This window comes from Fusicatenibacter sp., from assembly GCF_977045365.1.
The window spans coordinates 11,696-35,194 of record NZ_CDRRUH010000032.1 but is presented as its reverse complement, the minus strand read 5'-3'; the positions used below and the strand labels follow the sequence as shown (position 1 = coordinate 35,194).

Sequence of the window (23,499 nt, the reverse complement as noted above, 5' to 3'; positions counted from 1 at the left end):
CGTCTCGTTATGCTGATGGCAAAAGAGGACAGCATCCGCGACGTCATCGCATTCCCGAAGGTAAAAGATGCTTCCTGTCTGATGACCGAGGCTCCGTCACCGGTTGACGCAGCACAGCTGGAAGAGCTGGGTCTTGAGGTTGAGCCGCAGGCTGAGGAAGAGACAACAGAAGAGTAAAGAAAATTTTGTAATTTACAGGACAGACAATTTTGCAGAAGTGCAGCGTTGTCTGTCCTTTTTTAGGTTTCACTCGATCGGTGTAAAGAAAAACTTAAGAAATTCTTCCACGTCTTTCCCGTTGTTTTGCTGGAAAAAAGTGCTACAATATGGTTTGTAAGAAAGATACGGAAACATCCACAGCAAGTGGAACACATAGAGAAAAAGACAAGGAGGAATCACTATGTTAGTTACATTAGTCATGCTGGCAACCTGTTTTGGTCTGCTCTGCGGAATTGGAATTTTATTTGGGATCGTCGGACTGCTGCTGAAATTTGGAGGAAAAGTCCTCGGCGCATGCGCCACTATTCTTCTCCCGATCGGCGTGATCTGGCTTGGCTTTAAAATCGTGTTCGCCGTCGTTCCGCTTCTGTTCAAACTGGTCTGTGCAGCGCTGATCTGTTATCTCGTATACCGCATTCTGCGGGAGATGAAACTTGTAGCATAAAAAATAAAATCTAACAGATTCGAAAGAAAACCTGCTTTCCGTCATAAACACGGAGGCAGGTTTTTAATGACAAAAATCTATTTTCAGAAAAAAGCCAGTATTTGCTTAAAAAAGAGTAAGGAAAAAGTAAGAAAACAAAAAACAAAATGTGATACGATAGAACTAACTTGGGAAAGCAGAAAATTAATTTGTAAAATAGAAAAGTGGGAGGAAGCATATGAAGAAAAAAGTAATCGCGATTGTGTGTGCAGTCGCAGTTCTTGCGGCAGCCGGAGGGGGAGCGGCATGGCACTTCCTTGGAAACAGTACAAAAGAGGACGATAACGTCGTCTATGTCAATACTGTAAAAGCCCTGACCAATCTGGGAACCGGAAATGGAATGGAAAACCGCTATGCCGGTGTTGTGGAGTCGGAAAATACCTGGAAGGTAGAGAAAAACAGCGAGAAAAAGGTAAAGGAAGTTTATGTGGAAGTCGGTCAGGAGGTTCAGGTCGGAACACCGCTGTTCTCCTACGATACCGAGAAATTCCAGAGTGACCTCGAGCAGGCGCAGCTGGATCTGGAACGCATAAACAATGAACTTTCAAGTATGAATACCAATATCAACCAGCTTTACAAAGACAAAAAGCAGGCATCAAAAGACCAGCAGGCAAGCATCACACTGGAAATTCAGGAAGCGGAGCTGGATTTAAAGAAAAAAGAATATGAAGGAAAATCAAAACAGGCGGAGATTGATAAATTAAACGATAACATCACCAATGCGACCGTGATCAGCGAAATCGCCGGTGTTGTAAAATCAATCAACAACGATGACAGCAGCGCCGGCGCTTACTCCGGTGACAGCTCCGACAATTCCTTCCTGACTGTTCTTGCAACGGGAAATTTCCGTGTAAAAGGCCAGATCAATGAACAGAATATGAGCGACGGTTCGATTACGGAAGGAAGCAAGGTGATCGTGCATTCTCGTGTAGATGAGAATCAGACCTGGACCGGAACCGTGACAAAGATTGATCGGGAAAATGCACGGACAGGAAGCAATAACGTTTACAGCAGTTCGGGAGACGGTATGACGCAGTCAAGCAACTATCCGTTTTATGTACAGCTCGATGGAACAAATGGCCTGATGCTCGGTCAGCATGTTTACGTAGAGCCGGATATCGGTCAGCAGGAAGTCAAAACTGGAATCTGGCTGTCCGATTACTTTATCAACGATATCGACAGCAATCCTTATGTCTGGGCTGATGATGGAAGTGGAAAACTGGAAAAACGAAGTGTAACCCTTGGAACACACGATGAAAATATGATGGAATATCAGATCACTGATGGTCTCAAAGAGGAGGATGCCATCACCTTCCCGGAGGATGGTCTGGAAGAAGGCATGAAGACCGTCGTCAGCACCGATGGTTCGCTGGGACAGAGCAATCCGGCCGGCGGCGAGGATGACGGAACGGTGGACGGCGCAGAGTACAGCGGTGAGGAAGATACGACGAACGTGATCGGCGGCGCCGACAATGGTGAGGCAGAGCCGGCAGACACACAGGAAGCCGGATCAGCAGATGACGGGGAGGTGCAGCCGTGATTCTGGAATTAGAGAATATCTGTAAAGAATATATGCAGGGCAAAATCCCGGTTCCGGTTCTGAAAAACATCAACTTCTCCATGGAAGAAGGCGAGTACGTTGCGATCATGGGGCCTTCCGGTTCCGGAAAAACAACACTGATGAATATTGTCGGCTGCCTCGACCAGGCGACGAGCGGACGGTTGATCCTCGACGGACAGGACATCAGCAAATGCAGTGACAATCAGATGTCGGACATCCGCCTGCAGAAAATCGGCTTTGTCTTCCAGAACTTCCAACTCCTTGCAAGACAGAGCGCAATGGAAAATGTATGCCTGCCGTTGACGTACGCGGGCGTGCCGAAAAAAGAGAGAAGAGAGCGGGCAGCCATTGCCCTCGAGCGGGTGGGGCTCGGCGACCGTATGAGTTTCAAACCGACCCAGCTCTCCGGAGGACAGAAACAGCGTGTGGCGATTGCAAGAGCGATCGTCAACCATCCGAAAATTCTGCTGGCTGATGAGCCGACCGGAGCGCTCGACTCCCATTCCGGCGAGCAGGTCATGGAGCTGTTCCAGAGCCTGAACGACGAGGGCGTCAGCATCTTGATGATTACGCATGACGCGGGGATCGCATCGATGGCACAGCGCACCGTGGAGATCCGCGACGGAATGATGAAATCGAAGGAGGTGGCCGAAACATGAAAAAAGGAAAAGCCGCAAAGAAAGCCGCGATTGCAGTTGTGACCGCAGTTGCCGTGGGCGGTGTCAGTATCGGCGGTTATTACGGCATCCGCCAGGCGCAGAAGACGACCGTAAAAGTGTATCCGGTCAGTGACTTTACGAGTGGTTACTGGGAAGACAGCATGAATATGGAAGGCCAGATCACCTCGACGGCTTCCCAGAACATCTATCTTTCCGACAGCCAGACCATTTCCCAGGTTCTCGTCAAAGAGGGCGATGTGGTAAATGCCGGAGACACGCTGATGACATACGATACCAGCATGATCGAGCTGGATCTGGAAACGCAGCAGTTACAGCTTGCACAGACAAAGCTGAAAATCCAGCAGAGTGAAAAAGAACTGGAAAAGCTGAAAAAGACAAAACCGGTATCGGATACCCCGCTGGATCCGGTGGAGCCGGATTTTCCAGATGAACCTATCGATCCGGATTTCCCGGACGAACCGATTCCGACCCCGGAACCGGAGCCGACGTACGAGGATGCTGTTCTGTACAGCAGTACGAATAAGCTTGTATTTGGTTCCAAACCATACAAAGGAGAAGGAACGCAGGAAGACCCATACACCTATCTCTGCGCACCGGGAACAGTCCTGACAGGCGGATTCCTGAATCAGATGGCAGGATACGCGGATGAAAAGGGAACGAAAAAAGAAGAGGACAGCGAAGGATACTGGTTCCGCCTGGAGATTCATGAGGAAAACAAAGCCGCAGAGGCGCTGGAAACCGTGTGGGAGCAGGATGGAACGAAGATTGCGAAAGCATACGAGACTTCGTATGAAGCAGTTCTGAGTCTGAAAGAATCCGAATCGGCGGATGCACCGGAAATAAAAATTACCACGCCGCTTGCCAACACAGAAGTGACAGAGGGCGGCGGGCTGAAGCTGAAAATCGGAATCAATGAGAAGAAAGATACCGAAGAGAAGCCGGATGAGAAAGCCGACGATAAAACGGATGATAGAACCGAGAGTCCGTCCGAGGACGATGTGACACAGCCGGGTGAAGCCGGAAATGGAAGCGGTGAGGCAGACGATTCCACGGAAAACACCGAAACGGATGGCACTTACACATACGTCTGGAAACACAACGGAAAGACAATCGACGGAGATTTTAAGGATACTTACACAAAAGAAAACATCACAAAAGAGGATGCCGGAATCTATATAGTAGAAGTGACAGCGAAAAATGACAAGGGTACTTCCATGGCAGTCAGCACTGCAAATGTGGCGGTAAAAGAAGGAACGATTACCCCGACACCAAGTGTAACTCCGACCCCGAGCGTTACGCCGGGACCGAGTGTAACTCCAGAGCCGACCGTCAGCCCGGAACCAAGTACAACACCGATTCCGACCACAGAGCCGGTTCCAACAGAAACTCCGGTGCCGAGCGAGACCCCAGTTCCGACGGAAACGCCGACGCCGACCGAAGCCCCGGCAGAACCGGAAGCGGAACCGCAGAGCGAAGATGCACCGGAAGCAGTGCAGACGACAGCAAAAACCGTATTCTACGGTGAAAAAGCATCGGTACAGTCCCTCTTTACATCATCCACAGGAAGCAGCGCAAATAACAATACTTCTTCCGGTGATGATACCCAGATGACCTACACAAAAGATGAGTTGAAAAAAGCCATCAGCAAAAAAGAAAGCCAGATCCGTGATCTGAAGCTGGATCAGAAGGAAGAGGAACTCAAAGTCAAAAATACGCAGAAATCCCTGGATTCCCAGACCGTAAAAGCGACGATCAGCGGTATCGTAAAAAAAGTCGGAAATGCAGAAAAGCCATCCAATGACGGAAGCGCGTTTATCCAGGTCAGCGGAAATGAAGGCCTGTATGTGCGCGGTTATCTGAGCGAGATGTATCTCGATCAGATCAAAGCGGGAGATAAGCTTAACGTAACTTCATGGTCTTCCGGTGCATTTGCGGTCGCAACCGTAACCGAAATTTCACCGTATCCGACAACAAGTTACAAGTCTTACAGCGAGACACCGGCATCCTTCTATCCCTTCACAGCGGTCATACAGGAAGGCGGGGAAGGCTTTGAAAACGGTGACTGGATTAAAATTGCAATGACCGTTGGCACCGATGTGGAAAACGGCAATGGACTGTACGTCAGCAAAGAATTCATTCGCGAGGAGAACGGGCAGAAATTTGTTTATATCCGGGATGAGAAGGATAAATTAAAGAAACAGGATGTTGTAACCGGAAAACTTCTGTGGGGCAGCTATTACGAAGTAAAGAGCGGCCTTTCCGAAGAAGATTACATTGCATTTCCATACGGTAAAACGGTAGTGGAAGGCGCAGACACGAAGGAATCCAGCTCATCGGATTATTATAACAGTTAAGGAGGCGCATCATGTTAGAAAATGTAAGACTATCCTTTCAGGGAATCTGGTCACACAAAATGCGTTCCTTTCTGACTATGCTGGGTATTATCATCGGAATTGCATCAATCATCTCCATTGTTTCCACAATCAAGGGAACGAATGAGCAGATCAAACAGAACCTGATCGGAGCCGGAAACAACAATGTGACTGTACGGTTAAAACAGGGGGATGGTGATTACTGGATGGATGGTGGGCTGCCAAGTGGCGTATCAAAGCTGTCCGCCGACCAGAAAAAGCGGATCCGCGAACAGGAACAGGTGGAGAATGCCTCATTTTATACCGAAAGAACGTATGTGAGCGGTATTGCGAAAGGAAATACAACACTGGACAGTGCAAAGGCACTTGGTGTGGATGAAAATTATTTATCCACATGTGGATACCAGATTTACCAGGGACGTGGCTTTGTGGAGAGTGACTTTTCGAAGATTCACAAAGTTGTCCTGCTTGACGATACTGCGGTGCTGACGCTGTTTCCAGATGAATCACCGGTCGGAAAAACGATTGAAATCATGGGTGAGCCGTTTACTGTTGTCGGTGTGATCAAAAAATCCGATTCCTTTCAGCCGGTCATCAATTCCAGGGAGGATTACAATACGTATAATCAGGAATCCTACCCGCTGGTGCTGATGCCAGATGTATGCTGGCCGATCGTATTTCAGTATGATGAGCCGGAAAATGCCGTTGTAATGGCGCAAACGACCGAGGATATGAGTACAGTTGGAAAAACAACCGCAGAGATCATGAACGAGGCTGTTACCAATACATCGGACTCTCTGGCGTATAAAGCGGAGGATCTGCTGGAAAAAGCGAAGAGTCTGCAGGAATTAGGTCAGAGCACGAACCAGCAGCTGATCTGGATCGCAAGCATTTCACTTCTTGTCGGCGGTATCGGTGTTATGAACATTATGCTGGTATCTGTAACGGAGCGTACGAGTGAAATCGGTCTGAAAAAAGCAATTGGAGCGAGAAAACGCAGAATTCTGTTCCAGTTCCTGACGGAGGCGGCAGTGCTTACCAGCATCGGCGGACTGCTCGGTGTACTGGGCGGCATCATCATGGCGCAGGTGATCTCGAGAGTATCACAGACGCCTGTGGCAATCAGCATTCCGGCGATCATCTTCTCCGTGGTATTCTCCATGGTGATCGGTATCGTATTCGGACTGCTGCCGTCGGTAAAAGCAGCAAATCTGAATCCGATCGATGCGCTGCGAAGAGAATAGAACAAAAAAGAGTTGAAAAATCCGTGCGGGCACAGCGTATGTGCTGGATCCGTGCGGATTTTTTGTGCGGCGTGTGCGGATGAAACTTAAGATCTTTACTTTTTGCGGAAAGTCGGTTATACTGGAAAATAAGCGCAATTTGCGGCACAGCAAAGAGGCATTCGAGTTTCGGATTCGGTATGTTTATGAAAATATAAGAAAGATTCAAAGACATTTCACATTCGTTTATGGTATAATCAAACAAGAGTATGACCAACGAAAAGGAGTATACGCGAATGAATATTTTGTTTTTTATCACACCGAAAAGTGAAACGGCTTATCTGTATGACGACTGCTCACTTCGGCAGGCCATCGAGAAGATCGAATATCATAAATACACGGCGGTTCCGGTACTGAACAAAAAGGGCTGCTACGTGGGAACACTGACGGAAGGAGATCTGCTCCGCATCGTAAAAGAACGGTATCTGCTGAATTACCATGAGGCAGAGGATATCCCGCTCTGGCAGGTTCCGAAACGGTGGAATTATGAGTCTGTCAACATCAACAGCAACATCGAGGACCTGATCGAGATGTCCATGCGGCAGAATTTCGTTCCCGTTGTGGATGACGAGGGAATCTTCATCGGCATCATCCGAAGAAGAGACATCATCCAGTACTGTTATCAGAAAAGCGGCATCAAAGAAGAGGAAGAAGCCCGGCGCAGCGCGCGGAAACAAAACGCAGAACAGATGATTCTGCAGTAAAGAAGAAAATGAGGGAAACATTATGAAAAAACTGATCGATCTTATCCAGGAAGAGCTGGTAAAAGCCTTTACCGCTGCGGAGATGGACCCGTCCTATGCAAGGGTTTCTGTTTCCAACCGCCCGGATCTGTGCGAATACCAGTGCAACGGCGCAATGGCAGCTGCAAAAGCATACCACAAAGCACCGATCCAGCTGGCTGAAGCAGTTGTAGAAAAAGTGACCGACCACAGCGTGATCGGTGAAATTGAAGCCGTAAAACCGGGATTCATCAACCTGAAAATCAACCCGGAATTTCTGGCAGATTATCTTTCCAAAATGCAGAACGATGAAGAGCTTTCTGTAGAGAAGACCAAAAATCCGAAAACCATCATCGTAGATTACGGCGGAGCAAACGTGGCAAAACCGCTTCACGTCGGCCATCTCCGTTCCGCGATCATCGGCGAGAGCATCAAGCGTATGGGACGCTTCATGGGCCACAACATGATCGGTGACGTTCATCTTGGAGACTGGGGTCTGCAGATGGGACTGATCATCACCGAGCTGCAGGAGCGCCATCCGGAGCTTGTTTATTTTGATGAGTCCTTTACGGGAGAGTACCCGGAGGAAGCACCGTTTACGATCAGCGAGCTCGAGGAGATTTATCCTTGCGCAAGCGGCAAATCGAAAGAGGACGAGGACTATAAGAAACGTGCACTCGAGGCAACGAGAGAGCTGCAGCAGGGCAGAAGAGGATATCGTGCGATCTGGAAACACATTATGAATGTTTCTGTTGCCGATCTGAAGAAGAACTATGGAAACCTCGACGTTCATTTCGATCTGTGGATGGGTGAGTCCGATGCACAGGAGTACATTCCGGACATGGTAGATTACCTGAAAGACAATGGTTATGCACATTATGACCAGGGCGCACTCGTTGTTGATGTCAAAGAAGAGACAGACACAAAAGAGATCCCGCCGTGCATGATCTTAAAATCCGATGGAGCAGCTCTGTATGATACGACAGACCTGGCAACCATCATCCAGCGTATGAAACTGTACAAGCCGGACGAGATCTGCTATCTGGCAGACAAACGTCAGGAGCTTCACTTTGTACAGTGCTTCCGCTGTGCAAGAAAAGCCAAACTGGTGAATGATGATACCGTTCTTTCCTTTATCGGATTTGGTACCATGAACGGAAAAGACGGAAAACCGTTCAAGACCCGTGAGGGCGGCGTTATGCGTCTGGAGCGTCTGATCGGCGAGATCAACGATGAGATGTATCAGAAGATCGTGGAGAACCGCAGCGTAAAAGATACGGATGCAAGAGGAACGGCACAGATTGTCGGACTGTCTGCTATTAAATACGGTGACCTGTCCAACCAGGCATCGAAAGATTATGTATTCGATGTTGAGAGATTCACTTCCTTCGAGGGAAACACCGGTCCGTACATCCTGTATACGATCGTTCGTACAAAATCCATCCTCGGAAAATATAAAGAAGAGGGAAATGAACTGAAGAAAGGCGCACTTCTGGCACCGAAGAGCGACAGCGAGAAAGCTCTGATGCTTTCCGTATCCCGCTTCAACGGCGTTGTGGAGAACGCATTCGAGGAGAAAGCACCGCATAAGATCTGTGCTTATATCTACGAGCTTGCAAACGAGTTCAACCACTTCTACCACGAGACCAAGATCTTAAGTGAGCAGGATGAGGAGAGAAAAGCATCTTATCTGGCACTGCTGGATCTCGTCCGCGAGGTACTCGAGACCTGCATCGACCTGCTGGGATTCTCGGCACCGGAACGGATGTAAAACGCCAGGGGATCAAACTTAAAAGTCCGACGCAATCTGGCGTTGCGCGGAGTCAAGAGGGAAAAAATAGATAAAAAACAGGCGATTTTTTTGGCAGCCGTCGGCTTCTGTAGTTCTTGCAGAAACGGCGGCTGTTGTGTTATACTTACATCACGATTTTTCATCCGCTTGGACATTCGTCCTGAAAAATCGATTCTATATTACTCTATCGAAGAGCCATTCGGCTCAATTTATATCCATGTACAAAAACAGAATATCGGACTGACAAACGCTTTGACGTAAAAAGAGGAGGCGGGATCATTGGAAAAGTAGAACTTCCGGGAGGGAAGTATCGCCTGCTGTCAGTGCTCGGAAGAGGGGCAACGTCTGTCGTTTATCTTGCAGAGAAAACTGGATCCGGAAAGCGGTATGCAGTCAAGGTAAGTATATGTGACAGGGAAAAACTGCGCCGGGAGGCGTTTCTTTTACAGAAGTTTTCATATCCCGGGATTCCCTGTGCGGTGGAACTTCTGGAAAGTGGGACAAAAAGCTTTCTGGTGATGGAAGCTGTAAACGGAAAATCTATCGGACAGCGTATGCGTAAGGGAGAACGGTTTTCCAGCCGGGAAATTCTGAAAACGGGAATTGTCCTGAGCGGGATTCTCTGTTATCTCCATGCACAGAACCCGCCGGTTTTCTACCGGGATCTGAAGCCGGACAACGTGATGATAACAGAGCGTGGTGAAATATACCTTGTGGATTTCGGTGCAGCCGGAACAGAAGAAACGGGTGTGGAAGTCCGTTATGGAACCCGCGGTTATGCAGCGCCGGAGCAGTATGACGGGAAGTGTGACGCCCGTTCCGATCTTTATGCACTCGGCGCACTGCTTGCGGCAATGGCGAAGCATGCGAAAAAGCGGCAGAAAAGAGGAATCTGGCGGGTGCTGGAAAAGTGTATGCAGAAAAAGCCTGAGGAGCGGTATGCGTCTGCCGGAGAAGTCAAAAAGGCACTGCGGCGGCTGGAAAGAAAGCAAAAAGGCAGGAAGACTCTGCGGATCTTTGCAGTTTTTGCTTTTCTGACAGGAGGAGCGGCTGCAGTTGCCAGCAGGATGCCATGGGGGCAGTTTCCGGCGGCAGACGAATGGGAGGAGCAGGGCGATCTCTGGTTCTGCGGAAATCCGGTGGAAGAAGGCAGTCTGCCGAACTACCGGAAAGCGCGGGAAGCGTTCTTAAAGGCAGACCATCTCAGTCAGGCGGGGCGTGTGGAGCAGGAACTTGTGGAATACTGTCTGGCGGATGATGCGGCAAGGGAAAACATGCAGATGGAGCCATTGCTGGCTGAATTTCATGATGACACGCAGCAGGAGCCGGAAAAAGAAAAACGCTGCCGCAGATATCTTGCTGTTGCAGGAATGTATTTCAGTTTTTCTGAAGAACTGGCGCGTGAAAATGACACAGACGCCATGCGGAAAGGAATCGAAGTGCTGGAAAAGGCCGCAGGCGAGAATATGGAGGGGCAGTGGGAGGCGGTTATCTGGCAGAGACTGGCGGATGCGTGCTATCTTGGCGGAAAATCCGGGGATGGGGAAAGAGAACAGGACTGGTGCCAGGAGAGCTTTCTCTATTACGAACGGCTTCTGTGCAGCAGACAGGATGGAAACCGGCGGAAAAATCTGCTCAGGGCCGCAGAGCTGGCACTGCAGTTCGACATGCAGGAAAAAGCAGAACAGTACCTCAACGAGGCAGCAGAAATTCCGGGAATGGAGGAGGACATTTTTTATCAGCAGATCAGAAAAAGATGGGAGGAAGCAGGATGAGAAAAAAGACCATATGCGCAATGATGACAGGATTCCTGGCCATCCAGGGAATCGAAGTCCACGCGGAGACACAGCAGACGACAGGCGAGGCCGCAAGTGCGGTGGAAAGCGTGGAATTAGAAGCTGAAATCATCGAGAACAGTGATGTGACAGATGTAGACGGGAAAGCCGGACCGGAGGAACTGCTGCCGGACGAAAAGTCAGAAGAAGAACCGCCTATAGAAGAGAAACCAGAGCAGGAACCAGAGACGCCGGAAGAGAAAACAGATCCGGCAGAGACCGGAAAGAAAGAGACAGAAGGAGAAGAAAAAATGCTTCCCCCGACGGTAATTCCGGATCCGGAGAAAGAACCAGCGGAAAGGTGGGAAGAAGAGGAGGAAGAAATTTCGGAAGATTCAGAATCGGGGAAGCCAGAAGAATTGCCGGAGGAAGGAGATATGGGTTCCGGGGAATCGGAATCAGAGGAAGGATGTGAAGAAACAGATACAAAAGAATCAGAGACAGAAGAGTCAGATTCGGAGAGAACGGATTTTGGAGAAGAAGAAACGAAGCAGGAATCTCCGTCAACCGAAAAAGAGTCAGAAAATCAAAACTCGGAAACAAAAGCACCAGAAAAAGAGGAGCCTGCCGTAATGCCAGATGCCGGAAAGTCAAACACAGAAAAGCAGGAACAAACGGAGCCCGGGCAATCGTCTCCGGAGAAAGAAGAACTCAAAACAGACGAACAGCTGCCCGTTGCTGCAGCCGCACCCGAGGAGGTGACCCAAGATCCAGATGATATTCCGCTACAAACAGAAGAAAGCAGTCCTCCGCCTGCCGAAACTCCATCTGAGAGTGCCGGGGAGGAGCCATCTCAAATACCGCCGCAGATCATCGCCGATTTCATATTATCACAGATAGCAGACGAAGATTTCGAAGCGCCGAACCCCCTGATTATCCGCCCGGCCGACACCAGCGTCGAAGTAGATCCCGGTTATAACCCGGAAATTCTGCTCGAGGGAGCCGCCGACACGGCTGAAATTCTTTCCTGCATGGTAAATGGCTCCGAAGCCGAATATGAATGGAAAGAAAACAAAATCTGTCTGAAAGCCGAGAGCCTTTCCGAAGGCTACAACCGCATCACTGTAAAAGTGCGCGGCGCAGACGGCATTGTCCGAACCATGAAACCGTGGGAAGTCAACGTGAAACCAAAAACTTCCACACTTGTCAGCCAAAGAACCAGCCAGAGACCAAAAGGAACCCGACTCTGGCAGTCCCTGAGGCGCCTCTGGAACCTGATTCGTGCCATTGCCGAAATTCAGAATCAGACCACCCGCTATCTGCGCGCCCTCTGCAGAAAATAGCCTGATCCGGTTTTGTTTGTATTTCTAATTTCGATATGCTAGAATAAAAGACATGTCATACGATAAAAAAAGTAAAAGAGGAAATAAGAGTATGTCAGATATGATATTATTTGATCTGGACGGAACCCTGACCGATTCCGGTCCTGGAATTACAAGATGCGTACAGTATGCGCTGGCATCCTTTGGCATCGAAGAGCCGGATCTGGAAAAACTGAACTGTTACGTGGGGCCGCCGCTTCTGGAATCTTTCATGAATTTTGCAGGCCTTGGCTGCGAAGAAGCACAGCAGGCCATCACAAAATACCGGGAGCGGTACGAGGCAGAGGGCATTTTTGAAAATGAAGTATACGAGGGAATCCCGGAGGTTCTGGCGTATCTGAAAGAGCAGGGAAAAATTCTGGCGGTAGCATCGTCCAAACCGGAAAAATACGTGGAGCAGATCCTGGAGCATTTCGAAATCAGAAAGTATTTTACCGTAGTAACCGGTTCAGAAATGAACGAAACCAGAACCGACAAAGGAGAAGTCATCGCAGAGACGCTGCGCCGACTCGGAGCAGAAGACAGCCGTTCCGACGTGGTGATGGTTGGTGACAGAAGCTATGACGTAATCGGGGCAAGAGAAAACGGACTGCTCTGTGTCGGCGTATCGTATGGGTACGGCGGAAGAGAAGAACTCGAGACAGCAGGTGCCGCAAAGGTGTGTGATACGCCGGAAGAACTGAAACTGCTGGCGGAGGATCCGAAAGAAGAGAAGAAAAGACGCGACCGCATCAAAAAAATGAAGCCGGAGCGTATCCCGTGGCTGACAAGAGGAGAAAGTGGAACAGGAATCTTTGCGCCGAAAGAGAAAAAAGCAGAGAATATAAAAGAAAAAAGGACAGCGAAAACAGAGCCAAAAACGGAGAAAATCGTAATTCCTATCCAGCGGAAGCTGTGGCGTCTTTTAAAACCGCTTCTGACGTACGAACTGTTTCTGATCGGAGCAACCGTACTTCTGGCGCTGATCCTGATGACGTTTACGACCGGTGGTTATCTGGAAGAGCGCATGCATGCAACTTCTGTTCTTGCATCAGCAATCGGCAGCCTGGCGGCGGTCCCGGTTCTCTGGAAACAGTACAAAAAAGATGACGGCATGTTTCCGGAACCGGAAAAGCGGTGGAGTGCGGCAGAAGCAGCCGCCTGCATTCTGTTGGTCATGACTTTTGGCCATCTGTTGAACACCGTCATGAATGTGACAGGCTTTACCAGAATCTTTTCCGGCTATCAGGACATGGCATCAAAGATTTACGAAGGACAGAACCCGCTGCTTCTGATCCTGTCCGTCGGCGTGCTGAGCGCAGCGGCAGAGGAAATCGTATTCCGCGGCATGATCTACCGCAGGGCGAAGGATTTCTGGGGAACCGGCTGGGGCATCGCAGCATCGTGCCTGCTGTTCGGTGCATATCACGGCAATGTGACACAATTTGTCTACGCAGCCATAGTGAGTGTACTTCTGATTCTCATTTATGAGCGTTGCGGAACACTCCTTGCTCCGATTCTGGCACACATGGCAGAAAACATCTGGGGACTTTACCGGAGCCAGTTTATATCCTGGATGACAGAAAAAGCGCCGGCAGGAGCATGGATGTTCATCTTTTTCGAAGCCGTAATCTGCGCCGGAACGTTCTGGTATCTGTTTTTAACACCAGTAGACAAGAAGTCCCCCGCTTCTAAAGTGGTGGGATGAATTGTTAAAAGAAACATAACGGCAGTGGCGGGCGGAGAGAAATCGGTATCCTCCACTGACATGAGGCAGGTCACAGTCGAACTATTTTCGACATGTCGGACTCCGTGAAAATACCGACTGTGAGTTGAAACAAAGGATAAACAGGGAAAAACGCGAAAATAACGGAAAAAAACCACAGAATCCGCGAAAAAAATGCTTGTCATGAAAAAAACTCTGTGATACAATCTTACTGTTGCACAATAAGCACCCATGCGGTACCAAGGATGGTGCCTGTTTTTTGAAAAACAGGTTCCAAGGTGAAAAAACATGGGGAAGAATAAAACCATAAGGAGATAAAACAATGAGCGTAATTTCAATGAAACAGTTACTGGAAGCCGGTGTTCATTTCGGACATCAGACAAGAAGATGGAATCCTAAAATGGCTCCGTACATCTACACAGAGCGTAATGGTATCTACATCATCGACCTGCAGAAATCTGTAGGAATGGTAGATGACGCATACAAAGCTGTTGCAGACATCGCAGCAGACGGCGGCACAATCCTTTTCGTAGGAACCAAAAAACAGGCTCAGGACGCTATCGCTGTTGAGGCAGAGCGCTGCGGAATGTACTATGTAAACGAGAGATGGCTCGGCGGTATGCTGACCAACTTCAAAACCATCCAGAGCCGTATTGCAAGACTGAAAGCAATCGAGACCATGGAGCAGGATGGCACCTTCGAAGTTCTTCCGAAAAAAGAAGTCATTGAGTTAAAGAAAGAGCTTGCAAAACTGCAGAAAAACCTTGGCGGTATCAAAGAAATGAAGAGACTGCCGGACGCTATCTTCGTAGTAGATCCGAAAAAAGAGAGAATCTGCGTACAGGAAGCTCATACACTGGGAATTCCGCTGATCGGTATCTGCGATACCAACTGCGATCCGGAAGAGCTTGACTATGTAATTCCGGGTAATGACGACGCTATCCGTGCCGTAAAACTGATCGTTTCCAAAATGGCAGACGCAGTTATCGAGGCAAAACAGGGCGAGGCTGAGGAAGCTGCATACGAAGAAGCAGCAGAGGCAGACGCTGAATAATTTACGCGAAGTAATGAGCTGGGGGGAACTTGAAATTCAGGTTCCCTTCGGTGAATCTCACAATAGCAGACCGGCATGAAGATGCAGTCTGCTGAATCACGTATACGGAGGAATAAAACAATGGCTATTACAGCAGCAATGGTAAAAGAGTTAAGAGAAGTAAGCGGCGCTGGTATGATGGACTGCAAGAAAGCTCTTACAGCTACCGAAGGTGATATGGACAAAGCAATGGAGTTCCTGAGAGAAAAAGGACTTGCTACTGCTCAGAAAAAAGCTGGCAGAATCGCAGCTGAGGGTATCGTTATGCTGAACGTATCCGAGGATGGAAAGAAAGCTGTCGCTGTAGAAGTAAACGCTGAGACAGACTTCGTTGCAAAGAATGAAAAATTCCGCAACTATGTAGCACAGGTTGCAGAGCAGGCTATGGATACAACTGCAGCAGACGTAGAAGCATTCCTGGCAGAGCCTTGGAAATTCGATACCAACGAGACCGTTGGCGAAGAGCTGGCTCATCAGATCGCTACCATCGGCGAGAACATGAACATCCGTCGTTTCCAGCAGGTAAAAGAGGAGAACGGTTTCGTTGCTTCTTATACTCATATGGGCGGTAAAATCGGTGTTCTGGTTGACGTTGAGACAGACGTTGTAAACGACGACCTCAAAGAGATGGCTAAAAACGTTGCAATGCAGATCGCAGCTCTTCGTCCGCAGTACACAAACCGCGATGAAGTAAGCGCTGATTACATCGAACATGAGAAAGAAATCCTCATGGCTCAGATCCAGAACGACCCGAAAGAGTCCCAGAAACCGGAAAAAGTTATCCAGGGAATGATCCAGGGCCGTATCAACAAAGAGCTCAAAGAGATCTGCCTGCTTGACCAGGTATACGTAAAAGCAGAAGACGGAAAACAGTCCGTAGCTCAGTACGTAGCACAGGTTGCTAAAGCAAACAACGCAACCGTAGCAGTAAAAGGCTTCGTTCGTTTCGAGACCGGTGAAGGAATCGAGAAGAAAGAAGAGAACTTTGCTGAGGAAGTTGCTAAACAGATGGCACAGTAACTCTTATAAAAGAGTGCTTGTCAAAAACCTCGGAAACACAGTAAAATCAAGGGTTTGCAGCGCGTGAACCTCAAAACGAGGAGTATTGCAAATTATCGTAAATTATCGCAGAATATCGGCGGATTTTTGGTAAGAATTTAATACGGATTTTGGTAAAGAAATTTACCAAAGCCATTCACGCAAAGTTTGCTTATTGATTAATAGTTGATGAAGAGGTTATACATTCCAAAAAAATAGTAAGTCTGCACATTGATAGAAATATGAATGTGCAGGCTTATTTTTATGTAAACAAAAAGAAGCACCGACCTTTTGGTGGAGACACTGTTTACAAGGGTTGTTTTTATAAAATGAAAGCAGTAAATAGATTTTTTTAATATAGACAAAGGGAATAGGTAAAGAAAAAGGTACTAAAAGGGGTGTAAATATGGTATATTAATAATACAAAGCGTGGAAAGGTGGTATTTATGGATAAAAGGTTTTCAGTGGTATTTAAACCAGGTACATATCCGCAGATGACATATGTATCGAGGGAATCAAAAGGAACAAAATATACATATGAAGAGAGATTACAGCAGAGTCTGGCGATAGATGGCTATCTAACGTACATTGTAGGACCCTCCAAAATAGGAAAAACAGTATTGTGTGAAAAAGTCATAGGAGCGGCAAACATGGTGTGTATGTCGGGAAATGATTTTTCGAAAGAGAAGGATTTCTGGTCGGGGATTGGAAAGAAAGTGGGAATATCCATGGAGGCGGCAGTCAGTGAAAAAAGTGCGGCTTTTTCTGACAAGGAACAGAAATCTATGACGGTAACAAAAAACTACTTTGTTACAAAAGACAGAGTGATTGACTACTTTAAAGAGAATGAAAAAGTACTGGTTTTGGATGACTTTCATTATGCTCCGTCGGAAATGCAGTATGATATTGCCTGCCAGTTGAAAGAAGTTATCAGAATGGGATTTAAAGCAGTGGTTGTTTCACTTCCGTATCGTTCAGATGATGCAATTCGATTAAATCCAGATCTGACAGGGCGTATTCTGGTGATTGAAATAGATCCATGGAAAACAGAAGAATTAGAGCAAATTGCCCAAAAAGGATTTAAAGAGCTGCAAATCGAGATAGACGACAGTTTGATTACAAGAATGGCAAAAGAAAGCATTCATTCGCCGCAGCTGATGCAGTCAATCTGTTTGAATATTGGACTTTTGCCTGGAAACAGTACGGAAATCACAGATGAAACGATTGAAGAGAGCTGTAGTTTTACCTGTATGAATCTGCCATATGGAGATGTTGTGCGTGTATTAAAAGCAGGACCATCAACGAGAGGACAACAAAGAATCCAATATACACTTACAGATGGCAGTAAAAAAGATATTTATGGGCTGGTATTAAAAGTGCTGTCAGATAATCCTCCATTGATTGAACTTAGTATAGAAGAATTAATGGAAAGAATCAGAAATAATGTATCTGGAAATGGAATAACAACAAAGAAGATCAGAGATTCGCTGAAAAACTGGCAAAAACTGCTGGATACATTGGGAAGCCTTTATCAGGTACTGGAATGGAAAGATGACATGATCCATGTATTGGATAATATGTTCCTGTTTTATATCAGATGGAAACTGGAGTAAATGTGTATGAAAATGAAAAAGCTCATCGAAAAAGGGTGGGAAATAAAAGAAATTGCTGATCATGCGAGCTTACAGCAAGAATATGACAATTGGTGTTGTGAAATAAAAAAATATCTGAAACAGGAAGGATTTTCCGAAGAAATTCAGCAGGAAATGCAGATCAAAATGTGGTATGTAACAAATGAGTTTTCGAAGGAAGAAACCCGGAAAAGTATTATGAGAGCGATAAAAGCTGTGATAGAATGTCTGGAAGAAAATGATAGAGCACAGGACAGGAAGAAAGTGACTGACAGAGAAATCGTACTGCTGGAACAGATATTAAATAATTTTTATTTATATTATAGGAGTATGTTTCAGAACCCATTGCATAAAAAGGCTGCGTTATCCATGAATGATTTAAAAAAGATCCGAATAGAAAACGAATATGATTTGCAGAGAATGCTGTACGCATTGCTGGTCCCTGTATTTCCTATGATACGGCAGGAAGTAGAAAGCAATAATGGGTATGGTGGAATGCGGGCTGATCTTTATCTGCAGGAACAGGATGTGATTATAGAGACAAAATGTACCCGTGGCAGTATGAATGAGAAAAAACTGACCGAAGAGTTAGGTGCTGACGGTTTTCACTATCAGGCAAATATAATTTTCTTTTTTGTATATGATAAGAATAATATCATAAAGAATCCAGATGCATTTAAAGCAGCCTTTGCGAGAGAACAGGAGAAGAATGGAAAGACTATAAAGGTGATTCTTCTGCAGCCGATGGAATTGTAATGGTTCTGATAAAGTAGCATTGTATTACAACAGAAAAATGAAAAAGAAAAGAGAACAGATTTTGAAAAAACAAGATAAAAGAAACTGGCCGAAAGCAGCGATTCAGATTCTTTCTTTCCTGCTGCTCCCGGGCCTGTTTGAGGCGCAGTTTTCTGCGGTTGGGACGATTGTTTCCGCAGTTTATCAGGGAACCGTTTCGTGGGAACGGATCAGGTATTCGGTATGGATGCTGCTGGCGACGGTTCCGGCGGTGATTATTGTGGGAAGGTTTTTCTGCGGATATTTCTGCAGCTTCGGGGCTGTGCAGGATTTTCTGTGGTTTGCAGGGAATAAGCTGAAATCGCAGTTTCGAAAAGCAGGTGCGAAAAACCTGCATTCAAATTCAAAGAAGAGTGGAAGAAATGTTCCAACAGGCTGGATCAAATATGGTGTGCTCCTGTTCTGGGCAGTCTTCGTATGGAGCGGTATGATAAAATGGAACATCGCAGGGCCGTGGCAGGTGTTTGGACAGTACAGTTCCATCGGACACTGGCCGGGCGTGAAGCCGATGTTTTCGATTGGCGGTGCGCTGCTTCTGGTGATTTTCGCCGGATCCGTCTTAATCCAGCGCTTTTTCTGCCGGTATCTCTGTCCCATGGGAGCCATCTACAGCCTGATTTCCAGATGTGCTCTGTTAAAAATTGTAAAACCGCGGAGCAAATGCGGAAACTGCCGTCTCTGTACTGCAAAATGTACCATGGGAATTGATCTGGCAGAGAAAGAGCAGGCGGCAGGCGGCGCGTGCATTGGATGCGGAGTATGTGTAAACGGATGTCCGAAGAATAATGCACACTGGAAGTACCGATACAGCGTGTGGATCGGTGTCGGGGTGACCTGCCTTACGATTGCAGCATCGCAGTTTCTGATCCGGAGCGAGAGCGGTTCCGTTGATAAGACAGCAGGTGATGCGGCTATTGATACGGCAGAACAGAATCCGGGCGGCAGATTCCAGGACGGCACCTATTCCGGAAGCGGAGAAGGCTATCGCGGAACTGTGACCGTTTCCGTGAAAGTAGAACAGGGAGCCATAACCGGACTGACGATAGAAAACGCCGAGGATGATCAGACATATCTGGACAGAGCCAAGTCAGGAATCTTTTCAGAAATTCTGGAAAAACAGAGTGCAGAGAAGATCGATACCGTTTCCGGCGCCACCTACAGCAGCAAAGGGTTGATTGAGGCCGCTCAAAATGCGTTAAAAGAAGCCGACCAGGAAAAAACGGATGAACCAGACGAAAATACGGCGTCCGTATCAGCTGCGGGAGACGAGAATTCCAAGAATGAAACACAGGAAAATACAGCATCTGAATCGACGGATACAACGGAAGAAAAACAGGCATTCCTGGACGCCGGCCGTTTCCATGACCTGAAAGACGGCATCTACACGGGTACCGCTGATGCCTTCCGCGGGGATGTCGAAGTGCAGGTAACGGTAGAAAACCAGAAAGTGACCGACATCTCCATCCTTTCCTACTGCGACACCGAGGAATACTTTTTCCGTGTAGCGCCTTATGTGATTGAACAGATGAAAGAAGAACAAAGTCTCAACATCGACGCCTTGAGCGGCGCCACCTACAGCAGCAACGGCATCATCCACGCCACTGCCAATGCCCTCGAAATTCCGGAGGACGAATATGCACCGCGCCCCGGCCGTGATCTGAAAAATAAACAGAAAGACCATGGTCACATTGTACAGCATACCATCGAGAACCGGGAGCAGTATGAAGAAAAAGTAAAAGAATACGAAGACGTACAGAATTAAAAAAATCTCAGAATAAGCACTGTAAATACATCCATCTGTATTTGCAGTGCTTTTCTGCTGTAACAGAACCCCGTCTGACTGCATCAAAAATATAAAAAATTTTACAATTATTTAATATAGACCTTATCGGAACAGGATAGCAGTTAAAATACAAATGTGCTACGATCGTAATTGTAGTAAAAAATATTCTGAAAGAAATGGCAGAAACAGAAAAAATACAGCGGTTAGGCTGGAGTCTGGGATGGATGCAGTCAAAAGACTGTAGTCTGAAAAAGAGGAGAACAAACGATTGACATACAAGGAAATTATAAAAAACAAAGAAATTAACGCATATCTGAAAAAAGGAAACGAAAACCTGGGACAGCTGGGATATACGGATCATTCGCAGAAACACTGTATGCAGGTTGCCCATCAGGCAGGAAAAATTCTGAAAAAGCTGGGCTATTCGGAACATGAGATTGAACTCGCTCAAATTGCAGGTTATATGCATGATATTGGAAATGTGATTAACAGATCACATCATGCAGAGTACGGTGCACTTCTTGCAAATGAACTTTTAAAAGAAACGGATATGACGTTGGAAGACAGAGTAACCATCGTTTCTGCAATTGGAAACCACGATGAATCAACGGGAAGTCCGGAGGATGTGATCTCAGCTGCCTTGATCATTGCAGATAAAACAGATGTCAGAAGAAGCCGTGTAAGACAAAAGGAACAATCTGCTTTCGATATTCATGACAGAGTAAATTATGCGGTTACAGATTCCAAGCTGAAAGTGGATGAGAAAAAATCAGAGATCGCATTGAATCTCCAGATTGATGAAAAAATCTGTTCGATGTATGACTATTTTGAGATCTTTCTCGGAAGAATGATGCTGTGCAGAAAATCGGCAGAAATACTGGGAACTACGTTTAAACTGACGGTCAATGGACGAAAAGTTTTGTGAAAAGAAAAGCGGAATCTTTGAAAGAACGCACAGAAGAAGGAGAATTAAAATACATGAAAAAGCAGCAGTTAAAACCAGAACCATATATGATGAATCGTGAATTATCCTGGCTGAAATTCAATGAAAGAGTCTTAAACGAAGCCGGAAACCCGGCCGTCCCGCTTGCCGAGCGTCTGACGTTTGCTTCGATCTACCAGTCAAACCTGGATGAGTTCTACCGTGTCCGGGTCGGCACATTGATGGATCAGATGGAATCCAAAGAAGTGGTCCGGGAAAATAAAACGAATATGACGAGTGAACAGCAGGTAAAAGCGATTCTGCAGGAGACAAGAGACCTGGATCAGAAAAAAGCGGCGATCTATGAGCAGCTGATGGGAGAATTGGAGCCGAAGGGAATCCGCCTCATCAACTTCAATAAGCTGTCCGCTGAAGAGGGAAAACTGCTGGAAACGTATTTTGATAATGAGATCGCGCCGTATCTGTCTGCCAACATTGTGAGCAAACAGCAGCCGTTCCCGTTCCTGAAAAACAAAGATATCTATGCGGTCGCACTCCTTGAGACGAAGGGCGGAAAGACCCGTACTGCGATCATCCCATGCAGCAACAACGTATTCCGCCGCCTGATCGACATCCCGACCAGAAAGGGAACCTTTATGCTCTCCGAGGAGCTGATTCTGCACTTCCTTCCGAAGATGTTCAAAAATTATATTGTAAAAGAAAAATCCCTGATCCGTGTAACGCGGAATGCCGATATCGATACCGAGACGATTTACGATGAGGATCTGGATTATCGTGATGCAATGGAAAACCTGATCAAACAGAGAAAACGTATGAGCCCGGTCCGCATGGAGATGTCCCGTGAGCTGAACAAGAAGCTGACTTCATCGCTCTGTAAGGAAATCAAGGTGGACAAAGACCATGTATTCCTGTCCAGAGTGCCGCTGGATCTGTCATTTGTCTTTGCACTGCAGGGATATCTGCGCAGTCTGGAGCAGAACGGAACGGCCGACACGAAGCAACTGTTCTATCAGCGCCGCGCCCCGCGTATGACACCGCAGCTGGATTCGAAAGCGCCGCTGATTCCGCAGGTTATGAAAAAAGATGTTCTGCTTTCCTATCCATTTGAGAGCATCAAACCGTTTATCAGCCTGCTCGACGAGGCGGCAAAAGATGAGAGTGTTGTTTCGATTAAGATGACACTGTACCGCCTGGCTGACAAGAGCCAGATTGTTGATGCACTGGTCGAAGCAGCAGAGAATGGAAAAGAGGTTGTTGTCCTTGTTGAGCTGCGCGCCCGCTTCGATGAGGAGAGCAATATCGAGTATTCCCGTATCCTGGAGGAGGCCGGCTGCCGCGTGATTTACGGTCTGAACGGCTTTAAAGTCCACTCCAAGCTGTGCCTGATTTCCAGAAAAACAGAGGACGGCGTATCGTATGTGACCCAGATCGGAACCGGAAACTATAACGAAAAAACATCCGCACTCTACACCGACCTGTCTCTGATCACCGGAAACCAGGCGATCGGAAAAGAGGCGGCAGAGGTGTTTGCAGCGCTCTTAAAGGGCGAGACCGTGGAAAAGACTGACCTTCTTCTGGTTGCACCGAAATGTCTGCAGAACCGGGTGCTTGAGATGATAGACGAAGAAATTGCACATGCAAAACAGGGCGAAGAGAGCTATATCGGCATCAAGATCAACTCCCTGACAGATAAAGCAATCATCACCAAGCTGGTGGAGGCTTCCCAGGCGGGCGTGAAGATCGAAATGATTGTCCGTGGTATCTGCTGTCTGATTCCGGGAATCGAGGGATACACGGAAAACATCAAGGTTGTCAGCATTGTCGGCCGCTTCCTTGAGCATTCCAGAATTTACCGGTTTGGAACGAAAGAGCGCGGGAAGGTCTATCTTGCATCCGCCGATTTCATGACAAGAAATACCATCCGCCGCGTCGAGGTTGCCACTCCGGTTCTGGATGAGACCTTAAAAGAGCGTCTGGACTGGATGTTTGAGACGATGATGAAGGACAACGAAAAGGGAAAATGTCTGAATGCCAGCGGAAAATATGTGGACCGGGAATCGAACGGTACGAAACTCAATTCGCAGGAGCTGTTTTACGCGATGGCGTACAGCAATTGGGAAAAAATCCCGCAATTGTAAAAAATACTTTGAATATCAAGAAATCTATGCTACACTGATACTATACGGCACTGGATGGAAATTTGCTTCTTTTTTACAAAAAGAGGCTATTGGATTTGATCTG

The 23,499-nt window shown here is 47.2% G+C and carries 17 protein-coding genes; all 17 read left to right on the top strand.

The window, feature by feature from the left end; translation table 11 throughout:
- Window positions 1-400 precede the first annotated feature (400 nt).
- The 17 genes from ACY2VW_RS08520 (at window position 401) to ppk1 (ending at window position 23,396) form a co-directional block, all read left to right on the top strand.
- Complete coding sequence (locus ACY2VW_RS08520) at window positions 401-664, top strand: hypothetical protein (protein WP_022461142.1); 264 nt, start codon at window positions 401-403, stop codon at window positions 662-664.
- A gap of 217 nt (window positions 665-881) precedes the next feature.
- A complete protein-coding gene (locus ACY2VW_RS08515) occupies window positions 882-2,243 on the top strand; it encodes an efflux RND transporter periplasmic adaptor subunit (protein ID WP_461877763.1) in 1,362 nt (453 codons plus the stop codon).
- A complete protein-coding gene (locus ACY2VW_RS08510; RefSeq protein ID WP_461877762.1) occupies window positions 2,240-2,923 on the top strand; it encodes an ABC transporter ATP-binding protein in 684 nt (227 codons plus the stop codon). The genes ACY2VW_RS08515 and ACY2VW_RS08510 overlap by 4 nt, the downstream gene beginning before the upstream one ends.
- Window positions 2,920-5,298 carry an efflux RND transporter periplasmic adaptor subunit gene (locus tag ACY2VW_RS08505; protein WP_461877761.1) on the top strand — a complete coding sequence of 793 codons (2,379 nt, stop codon included), beginning with the start codon at window positions 2,920-2,922 and terminating at the stop codon, window positions 5,296-5,298. Before ACY2VW_RS08510 ends, ACY2VW_RS08505 begins: the two co-directional genes overlap by 4 nt.
- 11 nt (window positions 5,299-5,309) lie before the next feature.
- The gene (locus ACY2VW_RS08500; RefSeq protein WP_117509244.1) at window positions 5,310-6,560 is read left to right on the top strand and encodes an ABC transporter permease; all 1,251 of its coding nucleotides are present in this window, start codon (window positions 5,310-5,312) and stop codon (window positions 6,558-6,560) included.
- A 275-nt stretch (window positions 6,561-6,835) separates the two neighbouring features.
- Window positions 6,836-7,303 carry a CBS domain-containing protein gene (locus ACY2VW_RS08495; protein ID WP_215664398.1) on the top strand — a complete coding sequence of 156 codons (468 nt, stop codon included), beginning with the start codon at window positions 6,836-6,838 and terminating at the stop codon, window positions 7,301-7,303.
- A 22-nt stretch (window positions 7,304-7,325) separates the two neighbouring features.
- Window positions 7,326-9,092: an arginine--tRNA ligase gene (gene argS / locus ACY2VW_RS08490; protein WP_461877760.1), complete on the top strand. Its 1,767-nt coding sequence runs from the start codon at window positions 7,326-7,328 to the stop codon at window positions 9,090-9,092.
- Window positions 9,093-9,280: 188 nt separating this feature from the next.
- The gene (locus ACY2VW_RS08485) at window positions 9,281-10,888 is read left to right on the top strand and encodes a serine/threonine protein kinase (RefSeq protein ID WP_461877764.1); all 1,608 of its coding nucleotides are present in this window, start codon (window positions 9,281-9,283) and stop codon (window positions 10,886-10,888) included.
- Window positions 10,885-12,231 carry a hypothetical protein gene (locus tag ACY2VW_RS08480; RefSeq protein ID WP_461877759.1) on the top strand — a complete coding sequence of 449 codons (1,347 nt, stop codon included), beginning with the start codon at window positions 10,885-10,887 and terminating at the stop codon, window positions 12,229-12,231. The genes ACY2VW_RS08485 and ACY2VW_RS08480 overlap by 4 nt, the downstream gene beginning before the upstream one ends.
- A 91-nt stretch (window positions 12,232-12,322) precedes the next feature.
- Entirely contained in the window at window positions 12,323-13,957 is a 1,635-nt protein-coding gene (locus ACY2VW_RS08475; protein ID WP_461877758.1) for an HAD hydrolase-like protein, read from the top strand.
- Between the two features lie 340 nt (window positions 13,958-14,297).
- The gene (gene rpsB, locus ACY2VW_RS08470) at window positions 14,298-15,029 is read left to right on the top strand and encodes a 30S ribosomal protein S2 (RefSeq protein WP_173815785.1); all 732 of its coding nucleotides are present in this window, start codon (window positions 14,298-14,300) and stop codon (window positions 15,027-15,029) included.
- A 120-nt stretch (window positions 15,030-15,149) separates the two neighbouring features.
- Window positions 15,150-16,088: a translation elongation factor Ts gene (gene tsf / locus ACY2VW_RS08465; protein WP_461877757.1), complete on the top strand. Its 939-nt coding sequence runs from the start codon at window positions 15,150-15,152 to the stop codon at window positions 16,086-16,088.
- Window positions 16,089-16,552: 464 nt separating this feature from the next.
- Window positions 16,553-17,719, top strand: coding sequence for an ATP-binding protein (locus ACY2VW_RS08460; RefSeq protein ID WP_461877756.1), 1,167 nt, complete (start codon window positions 16,553-16,555; stop codon window positions 17,717-17,719).
- 6 nt (window positions 17,720-17,725) lie between these two features.
- Window positions 17,726-18,493: a PD-(D/E)XK nuclease domain-containing protein gene (locus ACY2VW_RS08455; RefSeq protein ID WP_461877755.1), complete on the top strand. Its 768-nt coding sequence runs from the start codon at window positions 17,726-17,728 to the stop codon at window positions 18,491-18,493.
- Window positions 18,494-18,554: 61 nt separating this feature from the next.
- Window positions 18,555-20,294, top strand: coding sequence for an FMN-binding protein (locus tag ACY2VW_RS08450; protein WP_461877754.1), 1,740 nt, complete (start codon window positions 18,555-18,557; stop codon window positions 20,292-20,294).
- A 289-nt stretch (window positions 20,295-20,583) separates the two neighbouring features.
- Window positions 20,584-21,240, top strand: a complete 657-nt coding sequence (locus ACY2VW_RS08445; RefSeq protein ID WP_173815787.1) for an HD domain-containing protein — start codon at window positions 20,584-20,586, stop codon at window positions 21,238-21,240.
- A 53-nt stretch (window positions 21,241-21,293) separates the two neighbouring features.
- Window positions 21,294-23,396, top strand: a complete 2,103-nt coding sequence (gene ppk1 / locus ACY2VW_RS08440; RefSeq protein ID WP_461877753.1) for a polyphosphate kinase 1 — start codon at window positions 21,294-21,296, stop codon at window positions 23,394-23,396.
- The last annotated feature ends 103 nt before the right edge of the window (window positions 23,397-23,499 follow it).